The organism is Streptomyces sp. NPDC015346 (assembly GCF_043078785.1).
In the GTDB taxonomy this organism is placed as follows: Bacteria; Actinomycetota; Actinomycetes; order Streptomycetales; family Streptomycetaceae; genus Streptomyces.
Genome location: NZ_JBIBTW010000003.1, coordinates 796,856 through 820,771 on the forward strand (window position 1 = coordinate 796,856; position 23,916 = coordinate 820,771).

General features: G+C 69.5%; 26 protein-coding genes. 20 read left to right on the forward strand and 6 right to left on the reverse strand.

The window, feature by feature from the left end:
• Positions 1-90 precede the first annotated feature (90 nt).
• The 3 genes from ACF06X_RS14430 (at position 91) to ACF06X_RS14440 (ending at position 3,299) form a co-directional block, all read left to right on the forward strand.
• Positions 91-846, forward strand: coding sequence for a peptidase inhibitor family I36 protein (locus tag ACF06X_RS14430; RefSeq protein ID WP_392287567.1), 756 nt, complete (start codon positions 91-93; stop codon positions 844-846).
• A gap of 14 nt (positions 847-860) precedes the next feature.
• Complete coding sequence (locus tag ACF06X_RS14435) at positions 861-2,393, forward strand: phosphodiester glycosidase family protein (protein ID WP_392287568.1); 1,533 nt, start codon at positions 861-863, stop codon at positions 2,391-2,393.
• Between the two features lie 99 nt (positions 2,394-2,492).
• On the forward strand, positions 2,493-3,299 hold the full coding sequence (locus ACF06X_RS14440; RefSeq protein WP_392287569.1) for an N-formylglutamate amidohydrolase: 807 nt from the start codon (positions 2,493-2,495) through the stop codon (positions 3,297-3,299).
• Positions 3,300-3,301: 2 nt separating this feature from the next.
• On the opposite strand, the gene ACF06X_RS14445 is transcribed toward ACF06X_RS14440, so the two are convergent.
• Complete coding sequence (locus tag ACF06X_RS14445) at positions 3,302-3,976, reverse strand: esterase/lipase family protein (protein ID WP_392287570.1); 675 nt, start codon at positions 3,974-3,976, stop codon at positions 3,302-3,304.
• Positions 3,977-4,282: 306 nt separating this feature from the next.
• Between ACF06X_RS14445 and ACF06X_RS14450 the strand changes: the two genes are divergently transcribed.
• The 3 genes from ACF06X_RS14450 (at position 4,283) to ACF06X_RS14460 (ending at position 6,731) form a co-directional block, all read left to right on the forward strand.
• Positions 4,283-4,639: a phage holin family protein gene (locus ACF06X_RS14450; protein ID WP_392287571.1), complete on the forward strand. Its 357-nt coding sequence runs from the start codon at positions 4,283-4,285 to the stop codon at positions 4,637-4,639.
• A 224-nt stretch (positions 4,640-4,863) separates the two neighbouring features.
• Complete coding sequence (locus ACF06X_RS14455) at positions 4,864-6,300, forward strand: protein kinase (RefSeq protein ID WP_392287572.1); 1,437 nt, start codon at positions 4,864-4,866, stop codon at positions 6,298-6,300.
• 80 nt (positions 6,301-6,380) lie between these two features.
• The gene (locus tag ACF06X_RS14460; RefSeq protein WP_392287573.1) at positions 6,381-6,731 is read left to right on the forward strand and encodes a PRC-barrel domain containing protein; all 351 of its coding nucleotides are present in this window, start codon (positions 6,381-6,383) and stop codon (positions 6,729-6,731) included.
• Between the two features lie 133 nt (positions 6,732-6,864).
• Here the strand turns inward: ACF06X_RS14460 and ACF06X_RS14465 are convergent, their stop codons facing one another.
• Entirely contained in the window at positions 6,865-8,124 is a 1,260-nt protein-coding gene (locus ACF06X_RS14465; protein ID WP_392287574.1) for a hypothetical protein, read from the reverse strand.
• A gap of 321 nt (positions 8,125-8,445) precedes the next feature.
• Positions 8,446-9,033, reverse strand: coding sequence for a GNAT family N-acetyltransferase (locus ACF06X_RS14470; protein WP_392287575.1), 588 nt, complete (start codon positions 9,031-9,033; stop codon positions 8,446-8,448).
• A 109-nt stretch (positions 9,034-9,142) separates the two neighbouring features.
• On the opposite strand from ACF06X_RS14470, the gene ACF06X_RS14475 reads away from it, so the two are divergent.
• The 5 genes from ACF06X_RS14475 (at position 9,143) to ACF06X_RS14495 (ending at position 13,173) form a co-directional block, all read left to right on the forward strand.
• Positions 9,143-9,490 carry a hypothetical protein gene (locus ACF06X_RS14475; protein ID WP_392287576.1) on the forward strand — a complete coding sequence of 116 codons (348 nt, stop codon included), beginning with the start codon at positions 9,143-9,145 and terminating at the stop codon, positions 9,488-9,490.
• Between the two features lie 108 nt (positions 9,491-9,598).
• Complete coding sequence (locus ACF06X_RS14480) at positions 9,599-10,387, forward strand: class I SAM-dependent methyltransferase (RefSeq protein WP_392287577.1); 789 nt, start codon at positions 9,599-9,601, stop codon at positions 10,385-10,387.
• A 265-nt stretch (positions 10,388-10,652) separates the two neighbouring features.
• Positions 10,653-11,144 carry a CBS domain-containing protein gene (locus tag ACF06X_RS14485; protein WP_392287578.1) on the forward strand — a complete coding sequence of 164 codons (492 nt, stop codon included), beginning with the start codon at positions 10,653-10,655 and terminating at the stop codon, positions 11,142-11,144.
• A gap of 801 nt (positions 11,145-11,945) precedes the next feature.
• Positions 11,946-12,293: a MerR family transcriptional regulator gene (locus ACF06X_RS14490; RefSeq protein ID WP_392287579.1), complete on the forward strand. Its 348-nt coding sequence runs from the start codon at positions 11,946-11,948 to the stop codon at positions 12,291-12,293.
• Between the two features lie 187 nt (positions 12,294-12,480).
• Positions 12,481-13,173 carry a DUF4230 domain-containing protein gene (locus ACF06X_RS14495; protein ID WP_392287711.1) on the forward strand — a complete coding sequence of 231 codons (693 nt, stop codon included), beginning with the start codon at positions 12,481-12,483 and terminating at the stop codon, positions 13,171-13,173.
• Between the two features lie 145 nt (positions 13,174-13,318).
• Here the strand turns inward: ACF06X_RS14495 and ACF06X_RS14500 are convergent, their stop codons facing one another.
• Complete coding sequence (locus tag ACF06X_RS14500; RefSeq protein WP_392287580.1) at positions 13,319-13,510, reverse strand: hypothetical protein; 192 nt, start codon at positions 13,508-13,510, stop codon at positions 13,319-13,321.
• A 272-nt stretch (positions 13,511-13,782) separates the two neighbouring features.
• Here ACF06X_RS14500 and ACF06X_RS14505 point away from each other — a divergent pair, with 272 nt between their 5' ends.
• From ACF06X_RS14505 to ACF06X_RS14535, 7 genes are all read left to right on the forward strand, one after another.
• The gene (locus tag ACF06X_RS14505; protein ID WP_392287581.1) at positions 13,783-14,352 is read left to right on the forward strand and encodes a hypothetical protein; all 570 of its coding nucleotides are present in this window, start codon (positions 13,783-13,785) and stop codon (positions 14,350-14,352) included.
• Entirely contained in the window at positions 14,349-14,942 is a 594-nt protein-coding gene (locus ACF06X_RS14510; RefSeq protein WP_392287582.1) for a TetR/AcrR family transcriptional regulator, read from the forward strand. The genes ACF06X_RS14505 and ACF06X_RS14510 overlap by 4 nt, the downstream gene beginning before the upstream one ends.
• A gap of 143 nt (positions 14,943-15,085) precedes the next feature.
• On the forward strand, positions 15,086-15,466 hold the full coding sequence (locus ACF06X_RS14515) for a hypothetical protein (RefSeq protein WP_392287583.1): 381 nt from the start codon (positions 15,086-15,088) through the stop codon (positions 15,464-15,466).
• A 192-nt stretch (positions 15,467-15,658) separates the two neighbouring features.
• On the forward strand, positions 15,659-16,717 hold the full coding sequence (locus ACF06X_RS14520) for a hypothetical protein (RefSeq protein ID WP_392287584.1): 1,059 nt from the start codon (positions 15,659-15,661) through the stop codon (positions 16,715-16,717).
• A gap of 173 nt (positions 16,718-16,890) precedes the next feature.
• Positions 16,891-17,523, forward strand: a complete 633-nt coding sequence (locus tag ACF06X_RS14525; protein ID WP_392287585.1) for a hypothetical protein — start codon at positions 16,891-16,893, stop codon at positions 17,521-17,523.
• A 51-nt stretch (positions 17,524-17,574) separates the two neighbouring features.
• Positions 17,575-18,009 carry a VOC family protein gene (locus tag ACF06X_RS14530; protein ID WP_392287586.1) on the forward strand — a complete coding sequence of 145 codons (435 nt, stop codon included), beginning with the start codon at positions 17,575-17,577 and terminating at the stop codon, positions 18,007-18,009.
• A 429-nt stretch (positions 18,010-18,438) separates the two neighbouring features.
• A complete protein-coding gene (locus ACF06X_RS14535; protein WP_392287587.1) occupies positions 18,439-18,573 on the forward strand; it encodes a hypothetical protein in 135 nt (44 codons plus the stop codon).
• Between the two features lie 104 nt (positions 18,574-18,677).
• Here ACF06X_RS14535 and ACF06X_RS14540 read toward each other — a convergent pair whose 3' ends face one another.
• On the reverse strand, positions 18,678-19,805 hold the full coding sequence (locus tag ACF06X_RS14540; protein ID WP_392287588.1) for a hypothetical protein: 1,128 nt from the start codon (positions 19,803-19,805) through the stop codon (positions 18,678-18,680).
• Between the two features lie 199 nt (positions 19,806-20,004).
• Here ACF06X_RS14540 and ACF06X_RS14545 point away from each other — a divergent pair, with 199 nt between their 5' ends.
• Positions 20,005-22,419 (forward strand): ADP-ribosyltransferase domain-containing protein, encoded by a 2,415-nt coding sequence (locus ACF06X_RS14545; RefSeq protein ID WP_392287589.1) that lies wholly within the window; start codon positions 20,005-20,007, stop codon positions 22,417-22,419.
• Between the two features lie 110 nt (positions 22,420-22,529).
• Here ACF06X_RS14545 and ACF06X_RS14550 read toward each other — a convergent pair whose 3' ends face one another.
• Positions 22,530-23,267 carry a dienelactone hydrolase family protein gene (locus tag ACF06X_RS14550; RefSeq protein WP_392287590.1) on the reverse strand — a complete coding sequence of 246 codons (738 nt, stop codon included), beginning with the start codon at positions 23,265-23,267 and terminating at the stop codon, positions 22,530-22,532.
• A gap of 117 nt (positions 23,268-23,384) precedes the next feature.
• On the opposite strand from ACF06X_RS14550, the gene ACF06X_RS14555 reads away from it, so the two are divergent.
• A complete protein-coding gene (locus tag ACF06X_RS14555; protein ID WP_392287591.1) occupies positions 23,385-23,822 on the forward strand; it encodes a hypothetical protein in 438 nt (145 codons plus the stop codon).
• The last annotated feature ends 94 nt before the right edge of the window (positions 23,823-23,916 follow it).

The following is a 23,916-nucleotide window of genomic DNA, read 5'->3' on the forward strand; positions in this document are numbered from 1 at the left end:
ATGACCGGCCAACTTGCGGGAGTTGGCGTCGCGCGCGGAGGCTGTTCGAGTGAGATGCCCGGCACGGCGGATATCGTTCCCGGCGTGAACATGATCAAGCATTCTTCTGGTCGCCTGCCCCTCGTGGGGCTGGCGGTGATGATCCTGGCGGCGTCCTTGGTGTGGCTCCAGGCCGGATCGGCGCAGGCGGCGTACTCCGACTGTCCGCCGCAGAGCTTCTGCCTCTACACCCAGGCCGACGGGAACGGCGAGATGGTCCCCGTGTCGCCCGGGTCCCAGCTCGACTACAGCACGGCTCCAGAGCTGGCGGCGAAGTCCTTCGCGTCCTTCCGGAACAACACCACGTCCTGGGCCTGTCTGTACGACTCCCCGAGCTACGGCGGCACCGAGACGCAGGCCGTCCTCCCCGGGCACACCGGCGCCGACCTCCCCAAGAACCCTGACGGCCAGCCGCGGTGGACGCCCGCTTCGCACAAGTTCGCCAAGTCGAAGGCGGGCTGCCGGACGGGGTACGAACGCTGCAAGGTCACCCGCGTGTGCATCTTCCAAGGCCCCAGCGGGCGCGGTGTCGCCGGCGTGACGAACCAGACCGAGGATCTCGGCAACGGTGTCCTCGGCAACCGGGACTACTCCGTCACCTGGGACGACAAGGTCGTGTCCGTCGCGAACCGATCGAACAACGTCGTCTGCTTCTTCCCGGATCCCGGCTATGCCGGGAGGTGGGAGGTCGGCGGCGCGGCATTCCGGGCCTTCGTCGTCCCGCCCGGTCACGAGACGACCCTTCCCCGGACCTACCAGGCGTCCATCAGCTCCCACAAGCTCGCCGGCACGGAAGCGGGGTGCTGACCATGGGCAGGTCCATGAATTCCACCGAGAGTTCCAGCGGCCGCCGCCTGCGCCGCATCGCCGCGGTTCCCGTCGCCCTGGCGACCCTGGCGCTGACCCAGTCCGCGACAACCGCCGCGACCGCGGCGGCCGACCCCACGACCAACGATGTCGCCTCGGTCCTGGACGGGCTGACGCCCCACCGCCTCGTGGTGGCGGAAGGGATCGAGCGGACGACGTACTCCAGCCCCTCCTCGCCCCTCGTCGTCCGCGTGGCGGTCATCGATCCCGACCTGGGCGCGGTCACGCTGGACAGCACGGTGGGCGCGGCGGTGAGCGTGAAGGAGACGACGACCGCGATGCTGGCCACCGTCGGGACCACGGCGACGGACGCACCGTACGTCGGTGTCAACGGCGGCTACTCCGTCTCGCACAAGGGCCAGGACGCCGAGCGGAGGGCGATCTCCGAGGACCGGTCCCTGCCGATGGTGGCCTCGGTCCAGGAGGACGTCGTGCAGGGGGCCTCCTGTGCGAGGGGACAGAACGCCGTCGTCCTCCAGCACGGCCGGCCGCACTTCACCAAGGTCACGACCACGCTCGAGATCACGTCCGACCGGAAGACCGCGGACGTCACCGACGACGTCAAACGCTCTGTCGACGGGGTCAACCGGTACCCGGGATGGATCCCGTTCTGCCCGCAGGGGGCCTGTGACAGGCCCCTCCCGTACAAGAAGGACGCCGCCGGCGAACCGGTCCTGGACGAGGACGGCCACAAGGTCTACCTCGACGAGAACGGCCTGGAGATCAGCGGCGGCCCGTACTACGAGGACGACAGCGAGATCGTCGTATTCACCTCCGCCTACGGCCAGAAGACGCCGGAGCCCGGCCACACCTCGTGGGTGAAGGCGGACAACGTCCAGGGTGTCGAGGTCGCCGTCGACCAGCGCGGTTACGTCACCGAGAAGAGGTCCAGGCGAGGCGGCATGGAGATCCCGCCGAACGGCATGGTCCTGCAGGGCATCGGTACGACGCAGAGCGACGCCGGCGCGAAGTGGCTCGACGACCACACCCAGGTCGGAGCGAAACTCACGTACACGCAGCGCGTCACGGACATCGGCTTCCCCAGGGAAACGGCTACCGGCCTCGTCAACGACACGGCCGACGACGAAGACCTCGTCCTCGACCCGGCCTACCCGTCCCTCGACGTCATCAACGGCACCCACCTCCTGATGCGGAACGCCAAGGTCGCCGCCGCACCCGGCGACAACGACAACACGGACCCGCGGACCGCCATCGGAACGGACGGCTGGGGACGCACTCTCCTGGTCACCGTCACCTCCACGACCGACGGCGTACGCCACGGTGTGCCGATCTACGACCTGGCGAAGATCATGGAGGACCTCGGATCCGTCGACGCGCTCAACCTGGACGGCGGCGGCTCGACCACCTTCGTCGTCGACGGACAGGTGAAGAACGCGATCTCCAACGGGGGAGGGGTCGAACGCCCCGTCTACGACAGCGTCTACGCCGGCCGCGGCGGCCACGCCCTCCCGGCCCCCGCCAACTGACCCCCGGGACGCTGAAATCGCCCCGGCCCCCAGGACACGGGGGCCGGGGCGCCCGTACGAGCCGAGACACCGAACCCCAAACCCGCAGCGAGGCCCCAAATGACCGACACCCCCGCCACCTCCGACTCCTTCCGGTTCCACCCCGGTTCTCCGGACTCTCCCGTGATCCTCCATGTCCCGCACTCCTCCCGGGCCGTGCCGGCGGAGGTCCGCGCCGGCATCACGCTCGACGCGCCGGCGCTCGCGCGCGAACTGGACCACATCACCGACTCGCACACGGAGGAGATCGCCGCCAGAGCGGCCGAGCAGGCGCCCGTCACACCCTGGCGCTTCGTCAACCGGCTCTCGCGTCTCGTCATCGACCCCGAGCGGTTCCCCGACGAGCGCGAGGAGATGCTGGCGAGGGGCATGGGCGCGGTCTACACACAGACGACGCACCGCGAGGAGCTCCGCCCGGCCGACTTCGACGGACAGCCGCTGATCGAGCGCTACTTCCACCCCTACGCGGAGGCGATGACGGCCGCGGTGGCGGAACGGCTGGAGGCGGTCGGGCGCGCCGTGATCCTGGACGTCCACTCGTACCCGTCGAAGGCGCTGCCGTACGAGCTCCACGGCGACGGCCCGCGACCGCCGATCTGCCTGGGAACGGACCCCCACCACACACCCGCCCCCTTGGTCGAGGCCGCGCGGCAGGTGTTCGCGGGCTTCGGCGGCACGGGGCTGGACAGCCCGTTCGCCGGGACGTACGTGCCGCTGCGGTACTACGGCAAGGACCCGAGGGTCACGGCGCTCATGGTGGAGATCCGGCGCGACCTCTACATGGACGAGCCGGGAGGCCCGGCGGGCTCCGGCCTCGACGGCCTGGCGAGCGCGCTGGCGCGTCTCGTGGAGTGGGCTTCCGCCTGACGTCAGCGGTTGATCATGTCCCGGGTCTGGGCGTACACCGTCGCGTCGGTGAGCAGGCCCGTGTGGCTGAGGCAGGCGGTCCGGCTGTTGGCCGCGCCGGACAGGGACACGGAGCTGTCCGGGTTGATCACCGTGTCGCAGGGCGACCACCAGGTGGCGTACCGGGATGACCCTGGGGTCTCGTCGCCGGAGTTCAGGTCGATGAGGAAGCTGGAGCCGATGCGCATCTCGGTGCAGGACGTGTCGAAGCAGCTGTTGGCGGTGTCGGTCCCGTGGTTCGGGCCGCCCAGCGACACCCAGGCGTCGACCTTGGAGGTCCCGCCGAGGTTCTTGAGGTAGTGGCGCGAGGACAGCCCGCCCATGGAGTGGCTGACGATGTCGACCTGGGTCGCGCCCGTGGCCGCGAGGAGACGATCGACCTCGGTGGAGAGCTGCTGGGCGGTGACGGTGTTCGACTGGCGCGAGTCGTAGGTCCACTGGCGCAGATGGGAGGACGGCCATCCGTCGGCCCTGAAGCGGTCGGCCATGGTGTTCCAGTTGCTGCCGTCCCCGTTGTAGCCGTGCACGAACAAGACGGGGTTGCTGCCGGAGCCGAAGAGGGAGCCGGTCGATGCCTGGGCGGGAGCCGACGCCTGCACGGCGAGAAGGGCACCGGCTATGGCTACGGCTGCGGTCACGACGGAACTCTTCACACGGGCCTCCATGGGCAGGGTAAGGAAACGCGCTCGATGGGCGCGTTCTGGCGGAGAGATCGCGCTCGGGGCTTCCCGGATCACGGGAGCGGTACCTGCGGCACGTGGGGCGTGCCGAGCGGCCGGTTCGCCGCGGCCGCAGGGGGAGGGACACCGGTGTCGTCGAGGGGTGGGCTGAGCGTACTGATCAGTAGGTGCATGTGGTCAAGAGGTGTGCGTCGAGTTTCTCGCCCGCCCGCTCGCCGGGCCCTCGCATGCCTGCCCGGCCGCGTCAGGGGTACGGGGAAGAGCATGCAAGCACTGTCACAGGATGTGATCGAGTTGGTCCGTGAGGATATCGACCAGGTGAAGGCGGAGTTGGTGGCCGCCGTGTCCGAGGGACGCCGGGGATCGGCGGCTCTGGGGGCCGGCGGGGTGCTCGGCGTACTGGCCCTGCTGGCGGCTCAGGAGTCGGCGGTGCGAGCGCTGGAGCGAGTGTGGCCGGCGCCGCGGGTGGCGGGGGCGCTGGCGGCTGCGTACGGCATCGGTGCTGTGGCGTTCGCCGGGTACGGGTACGAGAGACTGCGCCGGGCCCGAGCCGCCTCACGGGAGGCGCTGGCAGGTTCGCTGGACGCGGTGAAGGAGGTGGCCGACGAGCTGGCGAACTGATGGGGTCGGCTGATGGGCCCGGCGGATGGGGCCGGTTCCGAAATTCTGGATGGCGCAGCGGAGTTTGCGTGCGGCGCGAGCGCGGCCTCCGGCCCGTGGTTCCCACGGATTCTCCGCATTTCATACGGATGTCCTGAGACTCGGGGGGCACTCGTACTCCGAGCTCGCCGATATGTGGGCGGGCGGGACAGCGGAAGGCCGACAACGGAACTCAGGGAGCACAGATGAAGGTCCGCCCGTGGCCCGCCGGACCGGATCTCCGGCTCACGGCCCACGCGATCGCCGGCCGCTATCGGCTCGACGACCTGTTGGGGCGCGGTGGTTCGGCTGATGTGTACGAAGGGCGGGACCTGCGGCTGGACCGGCCGGTGGCGGTGAAGGTCTTCCGGCCGGGCAGTGAGTCCCAGACGGAGGAACGTTTCGACGACGAGGGCCGCTTGCTGGCCCAGATGCGTCACCCCGGGCTGGTGACCGTGTACGACTCCGGTCAAGAGGACGGTCGGCCGTACCTGGTGATGCAGCTCATCGAGGGGACGACGCTGCGCAGGCGCATCGCCGCGGGTCCGCTGACTCCCGCCGAGACCTCCCGTATCGGATCCGCACTCGCCTCGGCGCTGGCCCATGTGCACGCGGCCGGCGTGGTGCACCGCGACGTCAAGCCGTCCAACATCCTCCTGGACGGGACGGGCGCGCCGCACCTGACCGACTTCGGCATTTCCCGGCTGCTCGACGCCACCATCCACACCCACACCGGCACCGAAACCGGCACTCTCGTGGGAACCGCGGCCTATATGGCGCCGGAACAGGTGCTGGGCAGAGGAGCGACGCCGGCCGCGGACGTCTACAGCCTCGGACTCGTGCTCCTCGAGTCCCTGAAGGGTGAGCTGGAGTACGCCGGTGCCCCGTTGGAGGCGGCGATCGCGCGACTGCACCGGCCCCCGGCCATTCCTCCGGACCTGCCGGCGGAGTTCGCCGAGCTGTTGCGGGCCATGACGGATTCGGAGGAGGCCGGTCGGCCCGACGCGCACGCCTGCTACCGGGCACTGGCCGCCATGGAGGCTGGGGACTCCGGCCCGTCGTCAGACGTCCGGTACGCGGGTGAGGGCCGGAACGCGGGTGACGACACGCTGCGGGCGGAGTACGCGAGTGTGCGAACGGGTGGCGCGGGTCTGCCGATGCCCGCGACGACGCCGAGCGACGGGCCCCCGCCGCCGGAACCCCTTTCCGCGGTCCCCGCTTCCCCTCGCTCCGGCCGCCGTGCCCTTCTTGCTACGGGGGCGGCGCTGGCCGTGCTCGGAGTCACGCTGACCGGCTCGATCGGTGGTCCGCCCTCCGAGAGCGAGGATGCGGCCTCCCGGCCACCGCGCCAGGCCACGACGGAATCCACGTCGGCCCGGCCGGAGCGGACGACCGAACCCTCGCCGGCCAGGACCGGGCAGCCGGACCCGTCCACCTCACCGGCGGCAACGCCCGCCGTCGCCCCTTCGCGGACGATGCCTTCCCGCACCGCCGAGGAGCCCACCGGGAAGCCCAGTTCCACGGCCGAACAGCGTAAGGATCCCGGCGGCTCGCAGGGCGAGGCCGTCCGGGGTCCCGTCCGCGGGGAGGCCGAGCCCCGCCCGGGGAAGGACAAGCCGCAGAGGAAGAAACACGGCGAATGAACCGGCCGTACCGGGCAACAAGGAAGTGACGTACAGACCAGGCCGCGTGTCCCGGTCGTCCCCGAAGGAAGGAAGTAGGCATGACCCCCGACATCTGGTCCTTCTCGGAGACCGCGAGCCACGCGTCCGACATGGACCTGACCGGATACAAGGTTGAAGCGACGGACGGTGGTATCGGAAAGGTCGACCGGCACTCCACCGAAGTCGGCGGCTGCCACCTGGTCGTGGACACCGGACCGTGGATCCTCGGCAAGCACGTCGTGATCCCGGCCGGCATCGTCACGACTGTGGACCCGGCGACCGAGACCGTCTTCGTCAGCCGCACCAAGGAGCAGATCAAGAACGCCCCGGAGTTCGTGCCGGAAAGGCCCGACACGGACGAAGACCACCGCATGAAGTTCGCGGACTACTACCTGGCGTTCTTCCGGTAACCGCGAGGTTCCATGTCCGCATTGTTGACCCGCATCAAGCGGCGTACTCGAACCGGGACCTCGTACGGCGCGGCTGCGGGAGGTCGGCGCCCGTGAAGCCGTGGAGGCGGCCCGGTGTGCACCCCGGACCTCCTCACCCGGAGTCGTACCCCCACCGGGCTGAGCCGTCCCTGCCCATGAAGCACTTCGCCGGACGCCCGTCGGAGGTTGTGGCGGTGGCTCCCACCGGGGAGCAGAACTGGCCGAAACCGATGCCGGTTCCGCCGCCGGTGCTACCGCCCGAGCCGTCCGAGCCACCGCTTGTCGAGCCTCCATTGCCGGACGACCCGCCACTGCTCCCGCCCGTCGTGCCGCCGCCCGAGGAGGAGTCGTAGGAACGCTGGGGACGCGGCTTCGGCTCCCAGGCCGGCTTCGGTTTCGGCTTGGGCTTGGGCTTCGGTTTGGGTTTCGGCTTCGGGGTCGGGCTGGGCGCGGTGCAGGAGTCGCCGGGACCGATGAGCCACAGGTCGACCTGTGTGGTGGTGGGGACCTCGATGCCGGCTTCTGGCTGCTGTCGGCAGACCTGCCAGTCCGCCAGGTCCTGCGACCGGTCGTCCAACTGCCGCCCGGTGTGAGCGTGGAAGCGCACCACGCGGCCGAGGCCGAGGTCCTCCAGGACGCGCGAGGCATCGCCGAACCGCTCGCCGACGAGACCCGGCATCACCACGCGCCGGGTGCCGTCCAGTTGCGCCGGGCACACTTCCCGTTCCGGCACCGCGTAGAGCGTCAGCGTCCTGCCGGACGGGCGTACCGTCTCGTCGTGGGAAGGGTTCTGGAAGCAGACGCGCCAGCCGGTTCGACCCGTCGTCACCGTCCGGTACGCGGAGGAGGCGTCGGCCGCCACCACCACCCGCCACCGATCCCGGCGCGCCTGCGCGGCGGCTGTGACCAGGGAAGCTCCGCGGAAGTCGGGGACGATCAGCGGGTGGTCCGTACCGTCCTGCGCCACGGCGTCGCCCTGTCCAGGCCCTGGGTTCAGGCCGGCGATGAGCACCGCGGCCGCCACCGCGGACACCGAGACCGGATGCCGCCGTACCCACGTGAGGGACCGCTTCCCGCCGCCGGGCCGCAGGGGTGAGCCAGGGGGCAGGAGTTCTCCCACGGCTTCCAGGAACTCCCCCTTGGGATCGAGCTTCGAGCCGTGCAGCTTGTGCGACCTCCCGTCGACGAGGATCTCGACGGAGTCGAACATGCCGTGCGAGCGGCGGAGGATCCGCAGGGGCCCGACCACACGGGTCGCCTTGGGCGCCACGAGATTCCGGAGGAGGATGAGCCCCTTCCTGGTGAGCACGGCGTAACCCCAGCCGTCGTGGTAGACGGAACGGACGACTTCACCCGGTCCGAGCTCCCGCAACAACACCTCCTTGTGACTCTGGGAGAGGGAGATACTCTCACCGGATGCGACCGCGGCGGTACGCGGGTCCTCGCTCAGCGGATCGGACACCGGCTTCCCTGTGCTCGGAGGTACGGAGGAGAGACCGAGGGATACGCGGCACGGCGATCTCGGACGTACGGATGCTAACGGCTGCCGATCTACGCTCGGACACCAGTACGCCCACGTGCGAGCCGGCCGGATCCTTGCACTCCCCGGTGCGCGCGTCGGCACGCGGCGAGAAGGGCATCCGGCTGCGGCGGCGGCCCGCTTCCGGCACGGGCCTGACCGTCTGCCACGGGATCAGATGTCGCCTTGGACGAGGGCGTGGAGGTGCTCGTCGTGCCATCCGTCCGCGTGGAGCAGCGCGCTGCGCATGGTGCCTTCGCGGGAGTATCCGGCCTTGTCGGCCACACGGCAGGATGCCGGGTTGGCCACCGAGTGGCACAGGCGCAGGCGATGCAGGCCGAGGTCGTTCAGGGCCCAGTCGCTGACGCGTTTCGTGGCCTCGACCGCTACTCCGCAGCCGCGCGCCGAGGGAAGGAGCCAGTAGAAGATTTCCGCGCTGCCGCCGCTGAGGTCGATGTCGCCCCACCCGATCAGGCCAACCGTCTCGCCACTCGGTCGTCCGATGGCCCAGATCGCGCTCATCTCGGCCCGCCAACGCTCGTGCATGCGTTCAATCCTCCGGCGCCCCTCTTCAGGCGTCTCCACCAGCAGCCGGTTCCACTGGCGAATTCCGGGATCCTGGCTGGCGGCTACCAACACGTCGGCGTCGGAGAGATGCCAGGGACGCAGCTCCAGGCCACTTGGAAGACCGAACACCGGCTGCTCCATATTGGCCATCTGACCCGTGGGAACGACCGCTGGTATGCCAGAGCTGGAGATCATCGCCGCATCCTGCCACAGGCCTCGGCCGGCAAACCGTCGACCGCCGCCCGTCGGTGAAAGGCCTGGCGCTAGACTGCCCGCCCTTGAATTGGCGAGTAATGGGGGCGACATGGCAAGTGACGGCAGCAGCTCCGGCAGAGCGCGACGCGTCGACTTCGCCACGGTCACGTTGTTCGGCGCGGTCTATGCCAGCGCGTTGTTTCTCATCGTGACTGGCTTCGTTGTGGAACCGAGCGGCTGCGGAGGGCGCTTCCAAGCGCCGTGCTCAGGTGAGTCGTACTGGCGCCTCGGCCTCGGCTTTGGTCTTATCGCGGTGGTGGGGCCCGTCCTTCACAAGGTTGTGCCGAGCGTTCCCTTCGAGCAGGGCGTCGGCCGGCCGGCTGCTGTCACCGCCATGCTGTTGGGCGCGACGGTTGGCATCGCGCTGACTGTGATGGCTTTTCGCATGGCCGGGTGAGGCTTGGGGACCACGCGGACCAGCTGACGGCAACGTCTCGATAGGAAACCCTCAGAAGGCACGCCTCAGGGGCTGTCCGGTGGATCATGTGATTACTAGGCTACGACGATGGAACGCTTAACCGATGCGCCCGAGAGTCTCGCCCGGTCCGCAGAACCGGCCCGGGTGAACGACTACGACAGTTTCGCCGAAGCCTACTCGGCGGAGAACGAGAAGAACCTCCTGAACGCGTACTACGAGCGGCCCGGGATGTTGGCCCTCGCCGGCGACGTGACCGACCGTCGGATCCTGGACGCCGGCTGTGGCTCTGGCTCCTTGTCCGCGGCACTGCGCGACCGGGGCGCGGTCGTCACCGGCATCGACGCCAGCGCCGGAATGCTGGCGTTGGCAAGACGGCGGCTGGGTGACGACGTACCCCTGCACCTGGTCGACCTGAGCGAACCTCTGCCGTTCGACGACGGCGCTTTCGACGACGTGGTCGCGTCGCTGGTGCTGCACTACCTGGAGGACTGGGGGCCGACGCTGGCCGAGCTGCGGCGGGTGCTCAGGCCCGGCGGCCGACTGATCGCGTCGGTGGACCACCCGTTCGTGGCCTACACGATCCAGGACCCTCGGCCTGACTATTCTGCGACCACCAGCTATTCCTTCGACTGGACGTTCGACGGGCAGTCCTTCCCGATGAAATTCTGGCGCAGGCCGCTGCACGCGATGACTGACGCCTTCACCACCGCTGGCTTCCAGCTTTCCGCCATCAGCGAGCCGCAGCCCGACCCAGCCGCCCGCGAGCTGTTCCCCGACGGCTTCCATGCCCTCTCGACCAAAACCTGCTTCCTCTTCTTTGTCCTCGAGGTACCGCCGTCGGCTACCGGCTGTAACGAATGCGTGGTCGTTTCGTAGCGGACGGCTCGTTTTTCGTCACGTGTGGTCATCCGGCCGCGAGGCGTGCTGCGGCCGCCCGGTCGTCCTACCGACGGGTGGAGGTCCGGCCTGCGGCGACGCGGCCGGACGGCCCCAGACTGGTGAACGGGGTGCGGAAAACGGCGGGAACTGGCCGTACGGTGGAGGAAAGGCGGGTCGTGGTGGCGAGCATGTCGTTCTCACCGCGCGAGACCGACTCTCCGCCCGCCCGCCCCGCCTGAGCTCCGAGCGGTAGGAGGCAGCTGTGCGCGCCCGTGACCTGGCCGAGCCGTATCCGTTCGTGACGACCGACGACGACGCCTTGGTCGCTGCGCGGATGTTCGTGGAGAAGTCGCTGCCGGCCCTGCTCGTCCTGGATGCCGACGGGCAGCCACACGCGATCGTGCCCGGCTCTCAGGTTCTGCGCCAGACGCTGCCCGCCTACGTGGTCGACGATCCCCTGCTGGCCTCCGCTCTCCAAGGCCGTGCCGATCGGGAGATCGTTGAGCGGCTGGAGGGGATCACCGTCGCGGAGTGGCTGCCGCGCCGCCTGTTTCCGCCTCCGTACGTCGGCCCGGACGCCCTGCTGATGGAGGTCGCCGCGCTCATGGCCCGCACGCACAGCCCCCTGATCGCGGTGATCGAGCGCGAAGCCGGCAAGGTCCGACTGCTGGGCACCGTGACCGCGGCCCGCCTGATGAACAGCTTCCTCACCGGGCCGCCCTCCGGTCCAGCAGTCCCCGGCCCGAGTGGTTGACCGGGCAGTCCGGTATCGGCGTCAGTCTGGGCACAGCCACAGGGCGAGCTCAGCCGCATCGCTGTTCGAGTCCGATTACCTCACCGTCGAACACGCGAAAATCTATGGTGGCTGGAGTAGACATTGGGCGGTGGTGTGGATATGTTTCTCTCGTAGCCAAGAGAGACCGCAGGGCCCGGCAGACACGAACTGCCGGGCAGCAGTACCGCAGTTGAAGTTCGCAGGACGGTGCGGTGGTGGAGTTTCGAAGCCAGGCTTGTTGCGGTAACGGCGACGGGACTGACGACCGGACCGGGTGGCCCGCAGTGATCAGGGGCCGCCGTCAGCAGTACCGCATTACCGCAGTACACGCAGTGGAAGTACCCCGGTGAAGGCGTCGGCTGCGGACGCGCGCACCGGGAAGTTCGGCAGTGGGGTTCTAAGCCAGAGCAGACGCAGGACGGGCGACGGGGCTGGCTGCCGAAGAGTGGCGCTGTCACAGGCCACTGAGCAGTTCGCATCACCAGCAGTACGCAGTCCCCTTTTGGTAGGCAGTTGATCACCGAGGGAAGAACGGAGGAACGGAGCACCATCAGGATCGCCCGGGCGGAGTCTTGAGCCCGGGTACCGCAGGACATCGATAGTGAGGTGGTCTCCGGTCAAGCAACCGCGATCCCCGCACCCCCGACAGCATCTCGGTCGGGTCGGCGGACACAGAAGGCCGGCGCAGTACCAGGGCCGGCAGATGGTGTAGCAGTTCCTTCGGGGCCCTGGCGCCAATATGGCACCAGGGCCCCTCCACGCGTTCCACAGAGAGGTGTAATGACCGCGGACGACTCGTACGGCCGTCTCGACGACGACGATTACCCCGCCTACACCATGGGCCGGGCCGCCGAAATGCTCGGCACCACGCAGGGCTTCCTGCGCGCCATCGGGGAAGCCCGCCTCATCACCCCGCTCCGATCCGCGGGCGGTCACCGGCGCTACTCCCGCTATCAGCTCCGTATCGCCGCCCGGGCCCGGGAACTCGTCGACCAGGGCACCCCCATCGAGGCCGCCTGCCGCATCATCATCCTCGAGGACCAGCTCGAAGAAGCCCAGCGCATCAACGCCGAATACCGCCGCAGCGCCGAATCACCGCAATCAGCGAACCCAACGGCCGCGGCCTGAGACAGCGCGCGCCCGCCGGAGCCCGGCGGACGCCGCGCATGTGTCGGGAGGGGACAGGCTGTGCGTGCGCCCCACGGCCACCTGCTGGCGGAGTCAGAACGTCGTCGATGCCCAAGGCGCGCCCGCTGAGGCTTGGTTGCGCCTCCACTTCGGACTGATCGACGCCGTCCTGGGGCACGAGATGGGTATGCGCGAACAAGACGCGGAGAGCAGACCCTCAACCTCACGCCGAACGGTAGGGTTCGCCGGCCTCCTTCGCCGGTGGTCCGGCTGCGCCGCCGTACTCCTCGTCCTGGGTGTGGCCCTGGTGGTGCTGGGGCGGTTGGTTCAGCTCCCCGGTTGGGGAGACGTGTTCGGGACGGACACCAAGGACCGTTCCGGGCCGGCGCTGCTGAAGTCGATCCAGGACATGCACCGGTACGAAGGCGCGGTCGGCAACTTCCAGGTCGTCGTCGACCTGGAGAAGGACGCCAGGTTCCTTCCCAGCTCCATCCGCGGCACCCGCACCCTGTACGTGGCGAGCGGCAGCGTGCGTGCGTACGTCGACCTCGGCGGCATCGGCCAGAACTCGGTGAGCGTCAACGAGGACCGCACCGCCGCCACCCTGCGGCTGCCGCACGCGCGACTGGCCGAACCCGCGCTGGATCCCAAGCGGTCCTACGCGGTCTCGAAGCAGCGCGGCCTGCTCGACCGGCTCGGTGACCTGTTCTCGGACAACCCGGCCGACGAACGCGCCGTGCACGTGCTGGCCGCCGACCACATCGGCGCCGCCGCCGAGGAGAGCGACCTGGCCCTTCGGGCCGAGCGGAACACGACGTCGATGCTTCAGGGACTGCTGCGCGCGCTGGGCTTCCAGCAGGTCACCGTCACGTACATCTGAGTGGGGAGGCGGATTCCGCTAGAGCGGGTCCTCCGCCACCCCGCCCCCACTCCCGCCCCGAGGGGCGCGGTGAGGCGGCGGAGGCGACGGAGACAGCGGGCGAATCGCACGGGCGCCCGGGACTCTGCCCAGGCAAGGACGGGTTTCAGCGGAACGGAGAGAAACCCTGCTCCTCCCTGGGCTGCCGGGAAAACCGGACATCGCTCCAGTCCAACGCCTGCCGCGCCTGACGCTGAGCCTGCTCCGCCACCTCGCGCGCCTCAACGAGGACGTCACCGCGTTCCTTCACCAATCCTCGGTAGATCGGCGGCTGCTCGTGTATCTCTCCATTGCTCATGAAGCTCATACTGACTCTTCGGCGACGTTCTGTCAGTCCAAGCCCGCCCTGTAGTTGTGAGATCGCCCGTGCCTCACGTCACACGACAGCCCTCGCGCCACAGTCCTCACCCTTGAACTTGCCCGTTTCCGCGAAGGAACGGGGAGAGTGCGGCGGCCTGTTCCTGCCCCGCCCACGGTCGGCCGCCGACGGTACTCCCGTATCCAGGCGGATCCATGCTGATCCAGTCGAATTCCTGGCCCCGCCGACTCTACAGATGTAGAGTCCGCAGTATGAGTGGGCTTGCAGACACGTTCGTTCCCCGCCCGGACTTCGGGTCCCGGCATCAGACGGTCATCCCGGCTCCGGTGGAGGCGGTGTGGGCTGCGTGGCAGAAGATGGAGCAGGCCGGCGGCGAGGGATGGGGCCCGGTCGTCCGGGCGCTGTTCGCCGTACGGGGGCAGCTCGGCCGCCTGAAACGAGGGGGCGGTGAGGCGCCGTCGTCACAGAAGGACCTCCGGGAGAACTTTCTGCTGTTGGCCGAAGATCCGCCGCGAGAGATGGTCCGGGGGATCGTGGGGCAGTGGTGGACCATGGGGCCGGCCGACGGACGGCCGGACGTCACAAGCCCGCGCGAGTTCATGGCATTCGACGAACCCGGCTACGCCAAGGCGACGTTCAGCATGCGATTCGCCCCCGACGCCGCCACCGGCGGCACGCGGGTCGTCACTGAGACACGGGTCCTGTGCCTCGACGAAGCGGCTCGTCGCGCCATGGGGCGGTACTGGCGGATCGTCGGGCCGTTCAGCGGCCTCGTCCGTCACATGATGCTCCGCGGTCTCAGGAAGCGGGCCGTCGCGTGAGCGGCGCCAGAAGCCCCCGCGTACAGGCGCTGCTCACCGCGGCGGTGGCGATCATCGCTGAGGAGGGCCTGCGAGGGCTCACCCACCGGGCGGTGGATGGACAGGCGAAGGTGCCGGCCGGGTCGACCAGCTACTACTTCCGTACCCGACAGGCCCTGCTCGCCGCCGTCGTCGCGTTCATCGCCGAACAGGAAGTCGCGGACATCGAAGCGGCGACCGTCTCGGAAGAGCTGGCCGACGCACCACCGATACGCCAGGTGGCCGACAGCTTCGCGGGCGTACTCGCCCACTGGCTCGGCCCCCGACGCGACCGCACCCGGGCCCGCCTGGAGATCATCCTCCTGACGGCGCGCCACCCGGAAGGGGAGCTGGGCACCGAGCTGCTCCGCGCCCGGGAGCGCTTCGTCGGCCAGGCGCAGCGGTTGGCAGCGGCGCTCGGCAGCCCCGATCCGGAGGAGGGCGGGCGGATCGTGGTCGCCTTCGCCGAGGGACTGACGTACGACGGGGTGACGCGACCCGGCCCGGACACCACCGACCGGGCGGCCCTGCGGCGGATGTGGGAGAAGGTCCTGCTCACCCTGGCTCCGTAGCCGGGTGGGGAGGGCCGCTGGGTTGCGGTCTCACTGACAGCTCCGACAGTTCGGAGAAGTTCGAAAGGTTGGCCTTCGATCGGACGTCACCGCAACACTCACACGTGACCAAGCCCCGACGACACGGATGAAAGGCACCGGCCATGACCCGAAAGCTCGGACTCCTCCTCGGCGCAGCAGCACTCACCGCAACCAGCGCCCTCCTCGGCGCCCCAACAGCCCACGCCGCCACAACCGCCACAACGGACACGTGCGGAGTCAACGGCACCACCGGAACCCTGTGGTGCAACAACAACGCGCCGAAGGCCCTCTACGCCCATCGCAGTTTCTACTCCGACTTCCGCGACAACCTGCGCACCACGTACAGCTCCTTCGCCTGCTACGGATGGGGCGACTCCCACCAAGGCAACAGCATCTGGTACTGGACCCAAGGCGACGACTACGGCGCATGGGGCAACATCTGGTCCGGTCACGTACACATCGACCCCAACCTCGCCATCCGCCTCGGCATGAAGAAGTGCTGACAACACCACTCGTGGCCCGGGGCGTGACCGCGCGCCGGGCCTGATCGCCCCGCAGCCGGTCACCCACTACCTCCGGCGGGAGCAGTCGCTTGACGGGGCCGTACAACGTGCCGCAGGCCAGATCGTCCGTCGGTGGCCGGTGTGTGCACCCCGCCGTGGGGAGTCCGGCCCGGGATGCGGCACGATGGCCGCATGAACGCACAACGGGGAAGCACCACAGAGGAATCCATCGGAGAGCTCGCCCGGCGACTCGTCGCGGCGGACACCGACGGCTGGACGCCGGAGGGCGTGAAGGCTGTGGCGGACGAGCTGGGATGGGCTTGGAGCGGCACATCGGACGCACCTGTGCTGATCACCGGTCGGGCCTCGGGCGACGCCCGGCTGCGCCCGGTCGGCCAGTACGAGAAGCGCTACGTCAACGGCGAGTCGTACGTGGAGATCGCGGTCCCGGTGTCGGCTCCCGAGCCGGACGCCGCAGCCCAGGCGGCCGCCTTCCGCGCCGCCAAGGAGGAAGTGACCGCGGCGCTGGGTAAACCGTCCATCATGGGCTCGCACGGCGACATGGGTCCCTTCTACGACAGCGAACCGCTCTGGGGAGCGCCCTTCCTGCGCTGGCGCGGCAGGCCGAACACTCTCGAACTGCGCGCCGGGAAGTCGGGGCCGGAGCTGGTGCTCCAGCCCACCGACCCGGCGGAGAACTGGTTCTGGCGCCAAGGCGTCGGCGAGGAGCACTCGATCAGCGGCTTCTTCGGCAGTACCCGTGACCAGGCCAACGCCGGCCTCGGCTTCCCCGGCGGCTGGACCGCCCGGAGCTGGGAGACCGTCACCCGCTCGCTGGCGGACTTCCTGGGAGCGCTGCCCGCCGAGACCACCGCCCTGGGCGTCAGGATCGGAATGCCGTTCTACGGGCGCAACGGCCAAAGCGCGCCTCTTCTTTTCGAGTTGGTGTGCGACGACCGGCTCTCGATCGGCTGCTTCGCGCCGGACGACGTCGATCCGGCCGCACTCGGCTGGGGCACGGTCGCCGAGCACCCCCACACGGCGTCGGTCTTCAGCGACGACGATCCCGCCTGGCGCGTGGACGCGGGCGGCCCCGGTGAACCGAAGGGACGCGCACTCGCGGAGATGCTCGTGGCGACGGCCAAGGCGGCGGGGGCCGGCGATCCGGCCGACCTGATCGTCGGCGGTGAGGCGGGGTACGTGGACGGCTACCACGTCACGTACTACGGACTCGGCCTGCCGACCGGCTGACCGGCCGCCCCCAAGGCGCGCAACGGCAGACCGGCACCGTGCCGCTCCGCGCTGCCACCGGGGTGCCGCGCGTCCGCGCCTCAACTGGCCCGCCCCGTCAGGCCCGTGCGTGAAGAAGACCGGTCCGTCGTTGATAGCTTTGCTCCCCTTGCCTTCTTTGCTCAATGGGATCAATGAGCCAGCCTCAGTTCCAGTCGCCGCAGCACAATCCGTACAACCAGCAGCCCGGCCAGCCACCGATGCAGCCAGTACAACCGCCGATACAGCCCTGGCAGCAGCAACAGTCGCAGATGCAGCACGGCCAGCCGTACCCGTATCCGTACCCCGCGCACCCTGCACCGTCCGGCCGGCAGCCGCGGCGGGGCCACCCTGTCGGTGCCTTCTTCCTCGGGTACCTCGCCTCGGTCGTCCTCTCGGTGATCTACAGCGGCATCACGGTGGCCACCTACAAGGAACAGTCGGCCGATACGGCGCAGATCCTGTACGTGCTCCACGGCCTCCTCAACGGAGCGGCGGTGGGCGCGTTGATCGGCCTGGTGGGCCGCAGCAGCACCGGCGCCCAGATCAGCGGGGCCGTCATCGCCCCGCTCGGTGTCTTCTTCGGCTACACCAATGCCTTCACGCTCATCATCGCCGACAGTCAAGGGGCCCCCGCCATCGGGGACATGATGGAGATCGACCCCTTCATACCGGCCAAGGCGTGGTGGGGCAGCCAGAGTGACACCGAGTGGCTCTCCCTGCTCGGTCTCGCGGTCGCCGCCGGAGCGGCCTGGGGCCTCGCCCACGTCATCGGGAAGCGTCGCTGAGGAGTCACACGCGCTCACGGGGGGCAGAGGCTCCCCTGCTATGGTGCGCCGATGTCATCGATCAAACAATTCCAAGTCACCTTCGACTGCGCAGAACCTGAACGCGTCGCTCGTTTCTGGTGCGAGGTGTTGGGGTACGTCGTACCGCCGCCGCCGGAGGGGTTTGCTACTTGGCGCGATTTCGATCGCTCGCTTCCGCCTGAGGAGCGGGGTTCATGGTTCGCATGCAGTGATCCCTCAGGGGTGGGCCCGCGACTGTACTTCCAGCGTGTCCCCGAGGGTAAGGTCGTCAAGAATCGGCTGCACCTCGACGTGCGGGTCGGAACCGGGCTCGTGGGTGAAGAGCGCCTGGCCACGCTTGAGGCAGAGTGCGCACGACTGGTCGCGCTCGGCGCGGTACGCGTGCGACTGCTGCCTGCCGATGAGGACAACGAGTCGTGCATCGTGATGCAGGATGTCGAGGGCAACGAGTTCTGTCTCGACTGATCATCCTCATAGACGGTGAGGTGGGCAGCAGCTGCCTGCCTTGAGCCGCTCTGAGAGGTGCTTCCGTAGAGGGAGGAGCCCTTCTTCGGGCATGTTGAGCGGATGGTGGCGGCGCCGGCCCCGAGTGGACCCCCGAGGAACTGGCGACGTGGGAGCGGATCAAGGTGGGCCGCCCGTGGTTCGACGGCCCGATCCCGCTCCTCCCCGTCGCCCAGCTCTACGCGCGCGACGTCCCCTTCCCATGCCTACCCGACGCGGACCTCCTCCAGGTCCTGTGGTGCCCTTTCGACCACGAGATGGCCCACCCCCGGACCGCTCTCTTCTGGCGCTCCTCCGCCACCGTCACCGACGTCCTCGACGCACCGCCCGAGCCGCCCATCGTTCAGATTGGACGGCGGCAGCGGGACCTGGATCCCCGAGGAGGAACGGATGCCCCAGCCCCCGCGTCCCTTGGGGGAACCGGACGGCAACTTCACCAAGATCGACATCACCGGCGGCAACAACCTCCAACTCCACGTCTGCCCGACATCCCCGGACCATCCGCACATCGAACTGCTCCAGTGAGCCATCGCGGAAGTCCTCCGCGCCACCGTGTACACCACGATCGGCACCGCGGTCTGGTTGGAGCGCGGCGGTGTCCGTCATGGTGAAGGGCTCGACCCCGGGACTCAGCCGCGGATGCCCGCGTACGCCGAAGGGGACATCCCACCCTCCGCGCCGGCCGAGCCGCCCGCGGTCCAGACCCGGCCGGTCGCGTCGGCTGTGGCACCGTACAGGTACCCGGCGCCGGGCGGCTCCTCGGTGCGCGTGAAGACGCCCTGAGCGTCGAGGGTCAGTACGTAGTTCCCGGACGGGTTGACCGCCGGGTCCTGGGTCTCGCCCACGGCCACCGGCCGGCCGGCGCCGTCGAAGGCTATGTCGTACAACTGGCCGGTCTCAGCGGGGGTACGGACCTTGCGCCACGCCTGCCCGTCGAAGTGCACGATCACGGGGCGCCGCCACAGGCGGGCGTCGCGCACGTGGCCCACGGCCCATATGTCGTCCGCCGCCCGCACCTCGATGCCGTCGAGGAGCGCACCGTCGAGCGTGCGCGGAATGCTCTGCTTGGTCCAGGCCGTGCCGTCGAAGCGCGAGACGCCGTCGCCGATCGCGTGGACGATCCCGCCGGGGCCGGCCTCGAGCTGGGAGACCCAGGCGAGTCCGGTGTCCCCGGGCAGCCGGGTCCAGCCGCCGCCCCCACCCGCGTCCCCCCGGAACAGGACCGACACGTACTGCCCGGCCGCGTCGGCGTAACCGCCGTACACCCAGACCGAGCCGTCGGCGTCCACGTCGACGGCGGACACCGACGTCTGCACCACCCCTTCCGGGAACGGGAGGACGATCTCGCTCCACGCCGCGCCGTCCCAGTGCTGGAGCAGCGCGCGCCCGCCGTCCCAGCCGTCTTCGCCCACGGTCTCGTGCCGGGTTCCCACCGCCCACACCTCGTCGGGCGCGCCGACGGCGACGTCCGCCAGGCGACCGTGCGCGGCGGGCTGCGCGGGTGCCTCCCAGCCCGTTCCGGTCCAGCGCATCGCAACCGGCGCGAAGGGGCGGGTGGTCGCATCCCTTCTCAGGCCGACCGCCCAGGTCGCACCGTCCGCGGTCTCGATGTCGAACAGCACGCTGCCGTCACTGTCGGACGGGCTGATGTCCCGCCAGGTGTGGATGTCCGCCGCGGCGGGTGAGGCGGCGGTGGTGACGGCCACGGCAAGGCCGACAGCGAGCGCGGTCGCCGCGCGGGGCAGGGAGAGGAACATCGATGGGCATCCTTGGAGTGAGTGGAGGACGTGTGTTACGTGCTCTCGCCCCATTGATGCGCCGGGTGATCGGAAATGTTTCACCCTCCCCGGCACGGCGCCGTCCGAACCTCCACCGCATCACGCGGCGTGTGGGCGTTGTCAGTGGGGGGTTGTAGCTTCGGAAGCGTTCGAGAGGTTGTGCGGGAGGGGTGGATTCGTGGGTGTTCAGGGTGCGTTGAGGGTCGTTCTGGTCGATGTGAACGACGAGGTGGTGGCTGCCTGGCGGTCCGCGTTCGCGGACACGCCCGGGGTCGAGATCCGTCGGGGCTCCATCCTCGATGTGGACGTCGACGCGTGGGTGTCTCCCACCAACGCGCGGGGCCGGATGGACGGTGGGGTCGACGCCGTTGTCAAGCGGCATCTCGGCGCCGGTATTCAGGTGCGCGTGCAGCGCGCGATACGGGACCGGTTCGGCGGGAGCCTGCCGGTGGGCAGCGCGGTGTGTGTCCCGTCCGGGGCAGCCGTGCCGCGGTATCTGATCTCGACGCCGACCATGCGGCAGTCCTCGCAAAACATCAGCGAGACGATGAACGTGGCGCTGGCGTGCGCTGCCGCGTTCCAGGCGGTGCATCTGCAGAACCGCGCCAAGCCCGGCAGCATCCGGTCGGTGGCGCTGGTGGGGATGGGCGCGCAGACGGGGCGGGTGCCCGCGCGGGTGTGCGCCAATCTGATGTGGACGGGCTACACCCTGTTTCACGATCACGGGTTCGCGGACTACGACCAGTTGCGGGCCGTCATGTTGGGGCAGCTGGACGACATCGAGGGCGCGGGGGCCTCGCGGCGGGTGCGGATCAACGTGCCGGGCGGCCCTCCTCCCGTCGCTGGGACGAACACGCCGCAGGGCGGGACTTCGCAGGGCGGCACCTCGCAGGCCGTGACCTCGCCGGGCGGGGACGCCGGCGACGTCCTTGTCGACGTTGCGGCCGCGGGTGAGGCGGGTTCCGCGGGCGGGGACCCGTTGGGCCTGGCCGAGCTGTTCACCGGTGGCGGTGAGCCGTGGTTGCCGTTGTTGGGGCCGGTTATCGAGGCTCAGCCGGGGGCTGCCGATTTCATCGGTCCCAAGCGCAGCCCGGAGGTGGTTCCGGTGCGCGAGTTGACGTTCCAGGCGTTGAAGCCGCACCCGCCGCAGAAGTGGAAGGTGGTGGTCTTCGGACAGAACCCCTACCCGCGGCCGGAGAGCGCGACCGGCATCGCGATGTTCGACAACACCTTCAACGACTGGAAGGACAGTCAGTTCGGTCGGGTGGTCAGCATTCGCTGCATCATCAAGGCGGCCGCGATGTGGAAGTACGGCATCGCCAAGAAGACGCCGATCGCCGACATCCGGGCCTTGTTGAAGAAGGAGGACACGGTTCAGCCGCCGGAGTGGTTCCAGGCGATGCTCACCCAGGGTGTGCTGCTGCTGAACGCGTCCCTGACGGCGAGCGCGGACGGGGCGTTGCCGACCGATCGGCACACGTCGTTCTGGCGGCCCGTCGCCGAGCAGATCGTCGAGGAGATCCTTCGCGCGAAGCAGGATGCCGAGGAGGAGGACCGGGGCGTCGTCTTCGCCTGGTGGGGCGCGCACGCCCGGAGTCTGAAGAGGGTCGTCCAGCGGCTGGAGAAGAAGTACCCCGGGGTCGAGGTCCGGCACCTGGACCACGCGAATCCGGCGGCGCAGGGGGACATCTTCTGCGAGGGGGACCACTTCGCCCAGGTGAACGACGCCCTGGGGGCGGTCGGGGCGGATCCGATCGACTGGTTGCCGCGGAAGGGCTGGGACCAGGAGACGGCAGGGGCGGCCGGTGCGTCGGAGGGTGGTGGCGTCGCGGAGCGGATGGGGGCGTTCATCGCGTCGACGATGGAGCTGCACCAGCTGTATCTGGAGCGGCTCACGAGCGTCAAGGACGAGGGGCTTGTCCTGCCGCCGATCACCGGAGTGTTCGACACGCCGCTGATGGATTTCCGCAAGGCCGTCGAGCCGGTGTCGGGGGTGCTGGCGAATCTGGACCGGCACATCGAGCGGTCGAGCCGGTTCGGGCAGGCAAAGGTCACGGAGGCGGCCACCGTGGGCGGGCTGTCCGGCGAGGAGGTGAGCGGGGAGGGATTGTCCGCCGACGCGATCTCTGCTCTGTACCTGTACACGTGCGAGTCGGCGTTCTACCGCGAGATCAACGCCGTGTTGCGTTCTTCGGACCGTGAGCGGGTGGTGCCGTATCTGCCGTACCTGCGGTTGCTGTTCTCGGCGGTGGCCGCGTTGCCGGCGCAGACACGGCCGTTGTGGCGTGGTGTGGCGTTGGACCTGCGGTCCCAGTATCCGACGGGGCGGACGGTGACATGGTGGGGTGTGTCGTCGTGTACGTCCGAATTGAGCGTGGCCCGGGCGTTCCTCGGAAGCCGTGGCAGGCGGACCTTGTTCGAGGTGAAGCCGGCTCGGGCGGTGGGGATCCGACGGTTCTCCGCGTTCACGGGCGAGGAGGAGTACATCCTCGCCCCGGGCACACAGCTGACGGTGACGGAGGTGAAGGCCGAGCGCGGGGGACTGTGCACCGTGCGGCTTACGGAGCTGGAGGGGCAGGGGTTGGTGTCGTAGAAAGCCGGCCCGGGGGAGGGGGGGAGCCCGAGCAGTGCGGGTGGCGCGCTGGCGTGGCGATGCCTCAAGGACGGTGCTCCTGCCCTTTGCACGAGCACTATCCCACTCGTCTAGAGTGCACCGCTCGGAACCACCGGCAGGCATTCGGCGAGCAGGCCGACGATGTCGCGCCAGGCTCGCCGCGCGTGCCGCGGGTGGTGGCCGACGCCGGGGACCACGGCCTGGTCGACCGGCGGGTGGTGGAAGGCGTGCAGAGCCCCGCCGTAGACCACGAGGCGCCAGTCGACGCCCGCGGCCTGCATCTCGGCGGCGAACGCGTCCCGTTGCGCGGGCGGCATGATCGGGTCTTCCGATCCGACCCCGGCCCACACCGGGCAACGGATGCGTGCCGCCTCGCCCGGTCGGCCCGTGGTCAGTGCGTTGACTGTCCCGATCGCTCGCAGGTCGACGCCGTCGCGCCCGAGTTCCAGCGCGATTGCGCCTCCGGTGCCGTAGCCGATGGCGGCGATCCGGTCGGGGTCGGTCCGCGGTTCGGCGCGCAGCACATCAAGTGCCGCGTGACCGATGTCCCGCATCCGGCCGGGGTCGGCGAGCAGCGGCATGCAACGGGCAAGCATCTCCTCAGGGTCGCCCAAATAGCGCCCGCCGTGGAGGTCGAAGGCCAGCGCCACGTACCCCAGCTCGGCGAGTACATCGGCCCGGCGGCGCTCGACGTCGCTGAGGCCCGGCCCTTCGGGCCCGATCAGGACGCCGGGCCGACGATCGGCATCGGCGGGGAGCGCCAGGTGCCCGATCATCGTGAGGCCGTCAGCCTGGTATTCGACCGTGCGTGCGGTGACCGTCGTCATGAGACCGACTGTAGTGATCGTCGAGCCCGGCCGGACCGGTCTTCACCGTCGGCGGAACAGCGAGGGCGTGGGCCCGCCCTGTGTCGCCGCAGCGGCCCGGCCTCTAGCCTGAGGTTCATGCATCAGTCCCGAAGGCGCGACCGACGCCTGGCTCGCCGGCTGCCGCCGGAGCCGGCCCGGCGCCAGGCTTCAGCGCTCAGGGTTGCGGGGGCTGATGTCGTGTTGGTCGGGTACTTTTCCGCGAAGGAGAAGGAATTCAAAACGCTCATGGAGTCGGCAGCCACAGCGCTGGCAGCACGTGGCGCACGGGTCGTCGGGCAGATCGTGCAGCGACGGGGCGTCTCGGACGGCGGGGCCCAGAGGATGGGCTTGCCCTACTCCTCGCGGACCCTGCTGAGCTATGGAAAGGTCCGAGAGGTAGCTGAGGCCGCCGAGCAGGCCAACGCTCACGCAGTGATCTTCACGGCCGCTTTGACCGAGCGCCAGCAGCGCGCGCTTACAGCGATACTCGGCTGCCCAGCCGTGGGTCTCTCGGAGATCCTCGCGCCCGAATGACCGCTGACTCGAGGGACGGGGCCGACGTGGTTCAGCCGAACCTGACGCATCGGTGGGGACGCAGCGTGACCGGCAGCGGAACCGGGAGAGGGCG

Coding starts and splice junctions, on each gene's coding strand:
- ACF06X_RS14430 (WP_392287567.1), top strand. CDS start 91: ATGATCAAGCATTCTTCTGGTCGCCTGCCCCTCGTGGGGCTGGCGGTG.
- ACF06X_RS14435 (WP_392287568.1), top strand. CDS start 861: ATGAATTCCACCGAGAGTTCCAGCGGCCGCCGCCTGCGCCGCATCGCC.
- ACF06X_RS14440 (WP_392287569.1), top strand. CDS start 2,493: ATGACCGACACCCCCGCCACCTCCGACTCCTTCCGGTTCCACCCCGGT.
- ACF06X_RS14450 (WP_392287571.1), top strand. CDS start 4,283: ATGCAAGCACTGTCACAGGATGTGATCGAGTTGGTCCGTGAGGATATC.
- ACF06X_RS14455 (WP_392287572.1), top strand. CDS start 4,864: ATGAAGGTCCGCCCGTGGCCCGCCGGACCGGATCTCCGGCTCACGGCC.
- ACF06X_RS14460 (WP_392287573.1), top strand. CDS start 6,381: ATGACCCCCGACATCTGGTCCTTCTCGGAGACCGCGAGCCACGCGTCC.
- ACF06X_RS14470 (WP_392287575.1), bottom strand. CDS start 9,033: ATGATCTCCAGCTCTGGCATACCAGCGGTCGTTCCCACGGGTCAGATG.
- ACF06X_RS14475 (WP_392287576.1), top strand. CDS start 9,143: ATGGCAAGTGACGGCAGCAGCTCCGGCAGAGCGCGACGCGTCGACTTC.
- ACF06X_RS14480 (WP_392287577.1), top strand. CDS start 9,599: ATGGAACGCTTAACCGATGCGCCCGAGAGTCTCGCCCGGTCCGCAGAA.
- ACF06X_RS14490 (WP_392287579.1), top strand. CDS start 11,946: ATGACCGCGGACGACTCGTACGGCCGTCTCGACGACGACGATTACCCC.
- ACF06X_RS14495 (WP_392287711.1), top strand. CDS start 12,481: ATGCGCGAACAAGACGCGGAGAGCAGACCCTCAACCTCACGCCGAACG.
- ACF06X_RS14500 (WP_392287580.1), bottom strand. CDS start 13,510: ATGAGCAATGGAGAGATACACGAGCAGCCGCCGATCTACCGAGGATTG.
- ACF06X_RS14505 (WP_392287581.1), top strand. CDS start 13,783: ATGAGTGGGCTTGCAGACACGTTCGTTCCCCGCCCGGACTTCGGGTCC.
- ACF06X_RS14515 (WP_392287583.1), top strand. CDS start 15,086: ATGACCCGAAAGCTCGGACTCCTCCTCGGCGCAGCAGCACTCACCGCA.
- ACF06X_RS14520 (WP_392287584.1), top strand. CDS start 15,659: ATGAACGCACAACGGGGAAGCACCACAGAGGAATCCATCGGAGAGCTC.
- ACF06X_RS14525 (WP_392287585.1), top strand. CDS start 16,891: ATGAGCCAGCCTCAGTTCCAGTCGCCGCAGCACAATCCGTACAACCAG.
- ACF06X_RS14530 (WP_392287586.1), top strand. CDS start 17,575: ATGTCATCGATCAAACAATTCCAAGTCACCTTCGACTGCGCAGAACCT.
- ACF06X_RS14535 (WP_392287587.1), top strand. CDS start 18,439: ATGCCCCAGCCCCCGCGTCCCTTGGGGGAACCGGACGGCAACTTCACC.
- ACF06X_RS14540 (WP_392287588.1), bottom strand. CDS start 19,805: ATGTTCCTCTCCCTGCCCCGCGCGGCGACCGCGCTCGCTGTCGGCCTT.
- ACF06X_RS14550 (WP_392287590.1), bottom strand. CDS start 23,267: ATGACGACGGTCACCGCACGCACGGTCGAATACCAGGCTGACGGCCTC.
- ACF06X_RS14555 (WP_392287591.1), top strand. CDS start 23,385: ATGCATCAGTCCCGAAGGCGCGACCGACGCCTGGCTCGCCGGCTGCCG.